This is a genomic window from Kitasatospora sp. NPDC047058, from assembly GCF_040643935.1.
In the GTDB taxonomy this organism is placed as follows: Bacteria; Actinomycetota; Actinomycetes; order Streptomycetales; family Streptomycetaceae; genus Kitasatospora.
In genome coordinates, this window is the sequence record NZ_JBEYVJ010000289.1 from 1 (window position 1) to 9,356 (window position 9,356).

General features: G+C 71.5%; 13 protein-coding genes, 1 tRNA gene and 1 pseudogene. 10 read left to right on the forward strand and 5 right to left on the reverse strand.

Going from position 1 to position 9,356, the window contains the following annotated elements:
* The coding region (locus ABZ885_RS30040; RefSeq protein ID WP_360195342.1) for a VOC family protein at positions 1-245 on the forward strand (245 nt) is incomplete at its 5' end.
* A 67-nt stretch (positions 246-312) separates the two neighbouring features.
* Here the strand turns inward: ABZ885_RS30040 and ABZ885_RS30045 are convergent.
* Positions 313-963, reverse strand: a pseudogene (locus ABZ885_RS30045) (transposase); the annotation flags it as partial.
* 156 nt (positions 964-1,119) lie between these two features.
* Here ABZ885_RS30045 and ABZ885_RS30050 point away from each other — a divergent pair.
* Positions 1,120-2,343, forward strand: a complete 1,224-nt coding sequence (locus tag ABZ885_RS30050; RefSeq protein ID WP_360195345.1) for a glycosyltransferase — start codon at positions 1,120-1,122, stop codon at positions 2,341-2,343.
* Positions 2,344-2,419: 76 nt separating this feature from the next.
* Here the strand turns inward: ABZ885_RS30050 and ABZ885_RS30055 are convergent, their stop codons facing one another.
* The gene (locus ABZ885_RS30055; RefSeq protein ID WP_360195348.1) at positions 2,420-3,151 is read right to left on the reverse strand and encodes a hypothetical protein; all 732 of its coding nucleotides are present in this window, start codon (positions 3,149-3,151) and stop codon (positions 2,420-2,422) included.
* 88 nt (positions 3,152-3,239) lie between these two features.
* On the opposite strand from ABZ885_RS30055, the gene ABZ885_RS30060 reads away from it, so the two are divergent.
* The 3 genes from ABZ885_RS30060 (at position 3,240) to ABZ885_RS30070 (ending at position 4,784) form a co-directional block, all read left to right on the forward strand.
* The gene (locus tag ABZ885_RS30060; protein WP_360195351.1) at positions 3,240-3,626 is read left to right on the forward strand and encodes a barstar family protein; all 387 of its coding nucleotides are present in this window, start codon (positions 3,240-3,242) and stop codon (positions 3,624-3,626) included.
* A gap of 67 nt (positions 3,627-3,693) precedes the next feature.
* A complete protein-coding gene (locus ABZ885_RS30065) occupies positions 3,694-4,206 on the forward strand; it encodes a DinB family protein (protein ID WP_360195354.1) in 513 nt (170 codons plus the stop codon).
* A 140-nt stretch (positions 4,207-4,346) separates the two neighbouring features.
* Positions 4,347-4,784, forward strand: coding sequence for an SRPBCC family protein (locus ABZ885_RS30070; protein WP_360195357.1), 438 nt, complete (start codon positions 4,347-4,349; stop codon positions 4,782-4,784).
* 173 nt (positions 4,785-4,957) lie between these two features.
* Here ABZ885_RS30070 and ABZ885_RS30075 read toward each other — a convergent pair whose 3' ends face one another.
* The gene (locus ABZ885_RS30075) at positions 4,958-5,413 is read right to left on the reverse strand and encodes an ATP-binding protein (RefSeq protein ID WP_360195360.1); all 456 of its coding nucleotides are present in this window, start codon (positions 5,411-5,413) and stop codon (positions 4,958-4,960) included.
* Positions 5,414-5,609: 196 nt separating this feature from the next.
* Between ABZ885_RS30075 and ABZ885_RS30080 the strand changes: the two genes are divergently transcribed.
* The 5 genes from ABZ885_RS30080 (at position 5,610) to ABZ885_RS30100 (ending at position 9,030) form a co-directional block, all read left to right on the forward strand.
* Positions 5,610-6,422: a helix-turn-helix transcriptional regulator gene (locus tag ABZ885_RS30080; RefSeq protein ID WP_360195363.1), complete on the forward strand. Its 813-nt coding sequence runs from the start codon at positions 5,610-5,612 to the stop codon at positions 6,420-6,422.
* Entirely contained in the window at positions 6,419-6,655 is a 237-nt protein-coding gene (locus tag ABZ885_RS30085) for a DUF397 domain-containing protein (RefSeq protein WP_360195366.1), read from the forward strand. The genes ABZ885_RS30080 and ABZ885_RS30085 overlap by 4 nt, the downstream gene beginning before the upstream one ends.
* A 287-nt stretch (positions 6,656-6,942) precedes the next feature.
* On the forward strand, positions 6,943-7,470 hold the full coding sequence (locus ABZ885_RS30090; protein WP_360195369.1) for an N-acetyltransferase: 528 nt from the start codon (positions 6,943-6,945) through the stop codon (positions 7,468-7,470).
* Between the two features lie 191 nt (positions 7,471-7,661).
* Complete coding sequence (locus ABZ885_RS30095; RefSeq protein WP_360195372.1) at positions 7,662-8,012, forward strand: hypothetical protein; 351 nt, start codon at positions 7,662-7,664, stop codon at positions 8,010-8,012.
* 1 nt (position 8,013) lies between these two features.
* The gene (locus ABZ885_RS30100; RefSeq protein WP_360195375.1) at positions 8,014-9,030 is read left to right on the forward strand and encodes a tyrosinase family protein; all 1,017 of its coding nucleotides are present in this window, start codon (positions 8,014-8,016) and stop codon (positions 9,028-9,030) included.
* Between the two features lie 87 nt (positions 9,031-9,117).
* Here the strand turns inward: ABZ885_RS30100 and ABZ885_RS30105 are convergent.
* Positions 9,118-9,189, reverse strand: a tRNA-Glu gene (locus ABZ885_RS30105).
* A partial coding sequence (locus tag ABZ885_RS30110; RefSeq protein ID WP_360195378.1) for a hypothetical protein occupies positions 9,169-9,356 on the reverse strand: 188 nt, incomplete at its 5' end. The genes ABZ885_RS30110 and ABZ885_RS30105, both read right to left, overlap by 21 nt.

The following is a 9,356-nucleotide window of genomic DNA, read 5'->3' on the forward strand; positions in this document are numbered from 1 at the left end:
GTGTGGGCCCGCGCGTGCTCTTCCAGCGGGTTCCCGAAGGCAAGGTCGTCAAGAACCGGGTGCATCTTGATGTGCGGGTCGGCACAGGGCTCGTGGGTGACGAGCGTCTGGCCACACTCGAGGCCGAATGCGCACGGCTGATGGCGCTCGGCGCGAAACACGTGCTGACGCAGCGCGCCGATGGCGTCAACGAGTCGTGCATCACGATGCAGGACATCGAGGGCAACGAGTTCTGCCTCGCCTGATTCTCCTCCGAGACTGCGAGGGGGAGCCGTCTCCCGGAGGCCTCTCAGGTCCCGCATACGGCGGGAGTCATTCCGTGAGAGCGAGGTTGTGCAGGCGGGCAACGCCGTGCATCGCGTGGCGCACACCGTCGCCACTCAGGCGGCAGTCGCGCAGGATCTTCCAGGTCTTCATCCGGGCGAAGGCGTGCTCGACGCGGGCGCGAACCCGTTTGTGGTCGTGGTTGTGTTCGACCTGCCAGTCGGTCAGTTCGCCGCCTCGGGGCCGGCGGTGCGGGATGACGAGGCCGGTTCCGGGGCAGCCGCCGTCGGCGATCGTGGTTGTCCGGCCGACGGCGGCCTTGGCCCCGGATTCCTCCCATGCCCTGCAGTCGTTGCGGCTGCCGGGCAGGGGCCGGCCGACCACCACAACCAGGCGGGTTTCGGCGTCGATGACCACCTGGTGGTTCGTCGAGTAGCGATGGTTCTTCGACTGCTCGACGACCTTGCGGTCGGGGGTGGGTACCAATGTCCCGTCCACGATCAGCACCGCGTCCTTGGCAAACCGCCTGCGCGGGGCCAGCGCGAGCCTGGGGCCGAGGTGGTCGATGACGCGATCGGCGGTGTACTTCGACACTCCGAAGTGTGGGGCGATTTGGCGCAGGGTCACGTTGGTGTGCCAGTACGCGGCCACCAGGAGCACCCGGTCCTCCGGGGACAGCTTCCACAGCCGGCCCCGGCGCGGTACGGGACAACCCTTGGCGGAAAGCGGAACAGACGGGGCATCACTTCCCGCCACTCTCAACATATAGCGCTCCAAGGGGCTTGCGGCAAGGCCCCGTCGGTGCCGCAGAATCGATGATCAATACCGGGAACTGCGGAAGCGAGAGTGGCGAACATGCGGGTGTTGTTGATGGCCTACGGGTCGCGCGGGGACGTCGAGCCGATGCTGGGACTGGCGGCGCAGTTGCGGGCGGACGGCTCGGAGGTGCGGGTCTGCGCACCGCCGGACTTCACGGAACTGCTGGCGGCCGCCGGGATCCCGTTCGCGCCGATCGGCGCCCCGGTGCGTCCGGTGGCGACGGGGGCGGTGACCGGGAAGGCGCCGTTGCCGGCGGAGGGCATGGCCCAGCGGGCGGCCGCGTTGGTCGCCACGACCTACGACGCCGTCCTCGCGGCGGCCGAGGGTTGCGACGCGGTGGTGGCGACCGGCCTGCTCCCGGCGGCGGCCGCGGCACGGTCGGCGGCCGAGCAGCTGGGCATCCCGTACGCGTTCGTGGCCTACTTCCCGAGCTACCTGCCGTCGCCGCACCACCCGCCGTTCCCGCGGCCGGGCCGCCCGTTCCCGCCGGGGGTGACCGACAACCGGGTGCTGTGGGACCTCGACGTCGAGAACATGAACCTGCTGTTCGGCACGGGCCTCAACGCCCACCGGGAGACGGTCGGCCTGCCGCCGGTGGACGACTTCCGCGACTACGTCCTCACCGGCCGGCCGTGGCTGGCGGCGGACCCGGTGCTGAGCCCGTGGCTGCAGCCCGCGGACCTCGCCGTCGAGCAGACCGGCGCATGGCTCCGGGCCGACGAGCGCCCGCTCCCGGACGGGTTGGCGGCGTTCCTGGACGCCGGCGAGGCGCCGGTGTACGTCGGCTTCGGCAGCATGCCCATCCGCGACGCGGAGGAGGTCGCCCGGGCGGCCGTCGCGGCGGTCCGCGCGCAGGGCCGGCGGGTGCTGGTCTCCGGCGGCTGGGCCGGCCTGGCGCTGACCGACGACCAGGACGACTGCTTCGCCGTCGGCGAGGTCAACCATCACGCGCTGTTCCCCCGGGTGGCCGCGGTCGTGCACCACGGCGGCGCGGGCACGACGACGACGGCCGCGCTGGCCGGCGCGCCGCAGGTGGTGGTGCCGCAGATGGCGGACCAGCCGTACTGGGCCGACCGCGTGGCCGAACTGGGCATCGGCGCGGCCCACGACGGCCCGACCCCCACCTTCGAGTCCCTGTCGGCCGCGCTGGCCACGGCCCTGGCCCCCGGAACCCGCGAGCGCGCGGCCGCCGTCGCCGGCACGATCCGCACCGACGGCTCGGCGGCGGCCGCGAAGCTACTGCTCGGCCTCTCCGGCTAGCAGCGGGCCGGCACGTTCCGCAACGCCGGCGCGCGCACGGGCAGTCGGACCGGCCGACCTCCTGTGCGGGGCCGTGCTACCGGCCGGCGGCGGCCGCTGCTGCGGCGGCCAGGAGGTGGCGGGGTCGGGTGATGACGGCCCACCAGGGCGAGACGTCGTCCTCGGGGTCGTCCGGGCGGGGGGTGCGCCAGCTGACGGCGGCGTGGAGGACTGCGTGGTCAGCGGGGGCGAACGGGGGGAGCGTCCAGGCCAGGCCGGGGTGGTCGTCCTGGTACTCGACGCCCCACGTGGGGTGGGTACCGCGGTGGACGTCGTCGATGAGGGCGGCCCAGCGGCGGGGCAGGGAGTCGCCGGCCTCCGCGCGGTCGCAGATGTCCTCCTCGTCCGAGCCGCCCAGGGTGAGGTCGGTGCCGGCGTTCCAGAGGTCGAGGGCGGCCACCGCCTGGCCCGACGCCGGGCCGCTCTGCACGTCGGCCGGCACGTCCCGGAAGGACGCGGACAGCCGCACCCGCTCCAGCGCCGTCCGGGCGCGGACGCTCCAGACGGCACCCCAGCAGGCGGCCACCGGCAGCGTGAAGTCGGTCTCCGCCTCGTACGAGCAGATCAGCAGCTCCAGCTCGGCCGACTCGTGCTCCCAGCGGTGGACCAGCGCGCCACCGGGCAGGCAGAATGCCCGCTGGGGCCGGGCCGGCACCGCCCACGAACCGATCCGGGCGGAGAACTCCAACGCGCCGACGGGCGTCGCGATCGCGGTCGCGGAGGTCAGGGGCGCCGGGGAGCGGGGGACGGAGGGCAGCAGGCCGGACATGCCGGGAGTCTACGAGCAGCCGGACCCGGGGCACGCAGCGGCCGGAAACGGAGCGACACGGCGCGGAGCTGCCCGTAGTCTCCGGGCTGTGACGACGACGTACGTGCTGGACGGCACGCAGATCAGAACGCTGGAAGACTTCTGGCGGATCATCGGCGAGGCGGTCAACGGCCCCGGGGGATACTTCGGCCGCAATCTCGACGCCTTCGCCGACTGCCTCAGCGGGGGCTTCGGAACGCCCGACGACGATGACTACGTGGTGGAGTGGCGCGACCACCAGGTCTCCCGCGAGCATCTCGGATATCCGGAGACCGCCCGCCAGTTGGAGATCCGGTTGTCGCGCTGTCACCACACGAACCGGCCCGCGGTCAGCGCCGACCTCGCCGCCGCGCGACAGGAACGCGGGACCACCGTCTTCGACTGGCTGGTCGAGATCTTCGGCGACCGCGCTCCGGGCGCCCTGCGACTCCGGTGACGGGCCCGGGCACCGGCAACGCCAATTCGCTTGCGACGCGATTCCGGGCCGTCCGACACTGGCCGCCATGACGTTCACCTCGCCCCTCCAGCGCGTCGATCCCCCCACCACCGGCCCCGAGATGGCCGCCCTGAACAGCTGGCTCGACTACGAGCGGGCAACCCTCCTGTCCAAGCTGGAGGGCCTCACCCCCGAGCAGGCCGCCCGGCGCACGGTCGCGTCCGAGACCACGCTGCACGGCCTCGTCCGGCACCTGACGACCATCGAGCAGTGGTGGTTCGTCGAGTGCGTCGCGGGCTCGAAGGAGCCGTACCCGTACTACGACGGCGAGGAGGTCGACTGGGACTGGGAGCTCGACCGCAGCGAGGGCCTGGACGCCGACGTCGCCCGCTACGTCGCCCAGTGCGAGCGCAGCCGGGCCGTCACGGCCGGTCTCGACCCGGACACCACCGTCACCACCAAGCGCGGCCGGGTGTACGACGTGCGCAGCATCATGATCGGCATGATCCGGGAGTACGCGCGGCACAACGGCCACGCCGACGTCGTGCGCGAGCTGACCGACGGGGTCACCGGCCGGTGACGCACTGACCGGGCTTGTCGGGCTTGTCGGCTCGTCAGACTTCCGGTGTCACGTTCCCGGGCCCTGTCCCGTCCACCTGCTGCGCGGGGCCGCCGCTCCGCGCAGCGGCAGCGACACCGGCAGGAGAAGGGGCAACAGCGATGAAGACCTTGACCGTTCGACGTGTCATCGCGGCGCCGATCGCGGACGTGTTCGAGTGGTGCGCCACGACCACCAACTACACCCGTTCGCCGCTCATCCTCCGGGCGCGGCTGGCCCGGCCGGGCGCGGGGGCGCCGTACGGGGTGGGGGCGGTCCGCCTGCACACGTGGGCGATCGGGTGGTTCCGCGAGCGGGTGACCGTCTACAACGCGCCGTACGACTTCGAGTACACGGTGGACCGCAGCTTCCCGCCGTCCCGGCACGAGCTCGGCCGGATGACCTTCCGGGAGGTCGACGGCGGCACCGAGGTCGCGTGGACGACCACGTTCGAGGTCCGCGCCCCGTTCGGTGCGGTGCTCACCCGCGCGGTGGCGAAGCCCGTGATCGCGCACACCTTCGGCAGGATCCTCGACGCCGCGGCGGACGCGCTTGCGTAGGAAGTCGGCGGCGCCGACTTCCCGTGCGCGGTCAGGGGGTTGGGGTTGAGGTGACGCCCGGGGACGGAGTCGGGCCGGTGGGGTGGGTGGGGTGGGCCCAGGAGAGGAGAGCGAGGAGGAGGGAAGCCGGCAGCAGCGTGAGGGCCGCGACGCGGGTCGCGGTGGCCGGGCTGTCAGACGGCACGGGGAGCGGGGAGGTCGAGCTCGGCCCAGACGGTCTTGGCGCCGGGGTGGCGGGCGTCGGATCCCCACCGGTCGGCGAGGGCGTCGATGAGGGTGAGCCCGCGCCCGGACGGGGAGTTGGGCGCGCAGACCGCCGGGAGGACGGGGTGCCGGTCGCCCCGGCAGTCGGAGACCTCGATGCGCAGCACGTGGGGGTCGACGGTGAGCGCGAGGGCGAGCTCGAACCGCCGGCCGGGGACGCGGCCGTGGGTGGACGCGTTGGCGGCGAGCTCGCCGATGATCAACAGCGCGGAGTGGAACGGCTCCTCGGCCAGGGAGTCGATGCGCCAGGCGGTGAGTTGCTGACGCGCGATGCGGCGGCCGATCGCGGCGCCCTTGGGGGTGGGCGCGAGAAGGGTCGCGAGACGGCGCGAGACGCCGGTGTCTACGGGAATTTCGGACTTCATGCGACATAGCGTGGAGGGCCGGGCGTACGCTGACCATGCATCAGGCGGACACGGGGAGTGTTTGTCCGGGTGCACACCGTGGCCTGTTCGGGCTGTTGGGCGTGACCTGAATCCAGGGGTGGTCGCAATGGGTGACGTACGGGGTGGCGGAGAGAGCGGCGAGGCCAGGCCGGAGTTGGCGGAGGACCTCGCCGAGGTGTCCGACTTCTTCCGCGCCCTCGGCAAGCAGATCAAGCTGCTGCGCGAGCGCGCGGGGATGACGCAGAAGGAGCTGGGCAACCAGGTCGGCTACACCGAGGCCATGATCGGCTCGGTGGAACGGGGGAAGCGCACGCCGCAGCCGGAACTGCTGGACGCGGCGGACAAACTCCTGAACGCCGGTGGGCTGTTGAGCATCGCGAAGGACGACGTGCAGCAGGCGAAGGCGAAGGCCCGGGTGCGGCATCCGGCGTGGTTCCGGGACTACGCGGGGCTGGAGGCGGAGGCCGTGGAGCTGCACGACTACAGCACGCTGCTCATTCCAGGTCTGCTTCAGACCGAAGCCCATGCTCGTGCGCTCTACGAGATGAGGCAACCGCTGCTTTCGGAGGAGGTGATCGAGATCCGGGTGTCGGCCCGACTCGCTCGGCAGGAGATCCTGACGCGATGGCCCAGGGCCATGTTCAGCTGGGTGATCGACGAGAGTGTGTTGCGGAGACCGCTGGGCGGGTGGGCCATTCACTCGGAGCAGCTGCGCCGCCTTCTCGAGGTCGGCCAGACGCGCGGGATGGTCGTACAGATCCTGCCACTGGACAGAACCGAGCACGCGGGCATGGGCGGGTCATTCAAGCTGCTCACGCCCAAGGGCCGTCCCCAGACCGGCTATATCGAAGTTCAGACGAGCAGTAGGCTGATCACGGATCAGGACGAAGTCCGTATCATGAACGCGCGATACGGCACCCTCAGGGCGCAGGCCCTCACTCCACACGAGTCCCTGTCCCTGATCGAGAAGATGCTGGGAGAGCGATGAGCACGAAGCTGGCATGGTTCAAGAGCCGCTACAGCAGCAATGAGGGCGGCGAGTGCGTCGAGGTCGCCTGGCGCAAGAGCAGCTACAGCAGCAACGAAGGCGGCGACTGCATCGAGATCGCGGAGGCGACCGCCGCCGTCCACGTCCGTGACTCCAAGGACAAGACCGGCCCGCAGCTCACCTTCGAGCCGGCCGCCTGGCAGGCGTTCGTGGAGTTCGCCGCCTCCCTCTGACACAGCAAGCACCTCCCGCCTCGGCCGTCCACCACCCGGTGGGCGGCCGGCGGTGCATCCGGGCGGAAAACAGGGAGCGCCGAAGCCCCCGCCCTGCTACGGTCGGCCCGTCATGCTGGACCAGGATGCCGAGAGAGACGGGGACGGTGAGATTGTGGCCGCGGTGATGACCGCTGCGCCTGTGCTGCGCAGCGCCCGGACGCCCATACGCATCTCCCGGGCCCTGGTCTGACCGCACCGACGGTACTTTCGCGTTGCACCGGGGCCCTTTCACCCAAGGGTTCACCATGTCTTCTTCCTCTTCCACCTGGCTCACCCGTACCGAGACCACCTCGGACGTCCCGGCCGTCCAGACCCTCACCTTCGCCGCCTTCGGCCGGGCGCACGAGGCCGACCTCCTCGCCGCGCTGCGCGCCGACGAGGGCTGGATCGGCGGCCTCTCCTTCGTCGCCACCGGGGCCGCCGACCCGACCGGCACGCCCGTCGCGCACGCCGTCCTCAGCCGCGCGCACATCGGCGACGTCCCGGCCCTCGCCATGGGGCCGGTGTCCGTGCACCCGGACCACCAGCGGTCGGGGGCCGGCTCGGCCACCGTCCGTGCCGCGCTCGACGCCGCCCGCGCGGCGGGTGAGCGCTTCGTCATCCTGCTCGGGCACCCGACGTACTACCCGCGGTTCGGGTTCGTCCGCGCCTCGGCCCACGGGGTCCGGCTCACCGTCGACGCGCCCGACGAGGCGTGGATGGCGCTCAGCCTGAACGAGGGCGACCCGCTGCCGTCGGGCTCGGCCCGCTGGGCGGCGGCGTTCGGGATCTGACGGTGACGGCCGTCCCCGGCTGACCGTCACCGTCCGTCCACCTCCACCCCTCCCGCCCGGCCCGGCGGTCGCGCTGCGTGGCCGTCGGGCCGTCCGGGCTGCGGAGCTCCGCGCCCGGCGGGATGGTGGGTGGTGGACGGCGGCCGCATTCGGGCGGCGCGCCGGAACCGCGACCTTCCCGGGATGCAGACATGGACCCGACCATCACCCCGGCAGAGCTGATCGCTGCCGCCGACCCGGAAACGTTCGGGAACTACATCGCAAGCATCAAGCCCGCGCACGACCACATGGGGGGCATGGGCGGCCACCACCCCGGCCACTCGTCCTCCGTCCGCACGGCGGAGTTCGAGGGCCACCAGATCAGGATCGTCACCACCTACGAGGTCACCGTGGACGGCCGCCCGCTGACGGTCGGACTCGACGTGGACGAGGACGGCAGGCTGGCCTGCCACGGCCTGCCGGCCTACCAGTTCTCCTCGGCGGTGGACATCGTCCAGGAGCTGATCCGCAAGTTCCCCAAGCGCTTCCCGAAGGACCACTGAGATGTCTGTCGTCCGGAAGAACATCCTCACCGACGCGACCGCGCGGGACGACTACATCGCGGGCGTCCTGGCGCTCAAGCAGGAGCGGACCAGCCTCACCACCGACCAGGTCGGCGTCCCCGGGGATCCCGCCCCCGTGTTCACCTACGACCTGTTCGTGATCTGGCACTGCTGGACGATGATGACCCCGATCCCGCCGGGCGGGGATCCGCTGCGGCGCAACGCCGCCCACCGGGGGCCGATCTTCCTGCCGTGGCACCGGGTGATGCTCGGTCTGCTGGAGTCGAACATCCAGCGTGTTCTGAACAAGCCCGGCTTTGCCCTCCCCTACTGGGACTGGGCGGCCGACGGCGACCTCGGTTCGCCCACCGACCCCACCGTCTTCACGGCCGCCTATCTGGGCGGGCAGAGCGATCCGGCCGCCGGAAAACCCGTCAGCGACGGGCCGTTCGCGTTCAACCCCGCCAATCCGGACTCCTTCGTCATCCGCATCGAGAGCGATCTCGACGGGATGCCCGTCCAGGCCGTTCCGCACCGCGGCCTGGAGCGCTTCTTCGCCACGGACTGGCCCACCCTGCCGACGAGCGCGGAGGTCAAGACCTCGCTCGCGTACGCGCCGCCGGCCAGCAGCACCGACCCGGCCGACCGGTACGACACGCTGAACTTCAACAGCGCCTCGCAGGGCTTCCGCAACCTGCTCGAAGGGTGGATCCCGAGGGACCCGACCCGGCCGGTCCACATGCACAACCAGGTCCACGTGTGGATCAGCGGCGACATGGCGCCCGGCACCTCCCCCAACGACCCGGTGTTCTTCCTGCACCACTGCAACGTGGACCGGATCTGGGAGGGCTGGATGAACCGCTTCGGCCGGCTCTACGCCCCCGACATGACCGCTCCCGCGGCCACCTACAAGGGCGAGCGCATCGACGACCCGATCGTCTCCCCGCTCGGCCCCTCCGCGACGCCGAGGTCCGTGCTGGACATCTCCTCGGTCTACACGTACGACGTGCTGCCCTGACGCCGTCACGGCGGTAGCCGCGCAGCCGGGAAAGCACCGGAAAAGCGACAGGGGCGGAAGTCGAATACGACTTCCGCCCCTGTGGATTGGAGCGCCGGGCCCGAATTGAACGAACCCCTCCCACTGAAAGTGGGCGTGCTACCGCTGCACCACCGACGCCTGACCGGCCGGGCTTCCGACCGCTTTCGCGATCTCGTCCCTTCCGACGTGGAAAAACTTATCAGCGGATGATCGAAAGACGAAATCGGCCCAATCGGCAGCGGGGACGGCGGTGGTGGACGGCGTCTCCGCCGTCGCCGTCCTCGCCCTCGCGGGCGGGGTGACGG

Coding starts and splice junctions, on each gene's coding strand:
- ABZ885_RS30050 (WP_360195345.1), top strand. CDS start 1,120: ATGCGGGTGTTGTTGATGGCCTACGGGTCGCGCGGGGACGTCGAGCCG.
- ABZ885_RS30055 (WP_360195348.1), bottom strand. CDS start 3,151: ATGTCCGGCCTGCTGCCCTCCGTCCCCCGCTCCCCGGCGCCCCTGACC.
- ABZ885_RS30065 (WP_360195354.1), top strand. CDS start 3,694: ATGACGTTCACCTCGCCCCTCCAGCGCGTCGATCCCCCCACCACCGGC.
- ABZ885_RS30070 (WP_360195357.1), top strand. CDS start 4,347: ATGAAGACCTTGACCGTTCGACGTGTCATCGCGGCGCCGATCGCGGAC.
- ABZ885_RS30075 (WP_360195360.1), bottom strand. CDS start 5,413: ATGAAGTCCGAAATTCCCGTAGACACCGGCGTCTCGCGCCGTCTCGCG.
- ABZ885_RS30085 (WP_360195366.1), top strand. CDS start 6,419: ATGAGCACGAAGCTGGCATGGTTCAAGAGCCGCTACAGCAGCAATGAG.
- ABZ885_RS30090 (WP_360195369.1), top strand. CDS start 6,943: ATGTCTTCTTCCTCTTCCACCTGGCTCACCCGTACCGAGACCACCTCG.
- ABZ885_RS30095 (WP_360195372.1), top strand. CDS start 7,662: ATGGACCCGACCATCACCCCGGCAGAGCTGATCGCTGCCGCCGACCCG.
- ABZ885_RS30100 (WP_360195375.1), top strand. CDS start 8,014: ATGTCTGTCGTCCGGAAGAACATCCTCACCGACGCGACCGCGCGGGAC.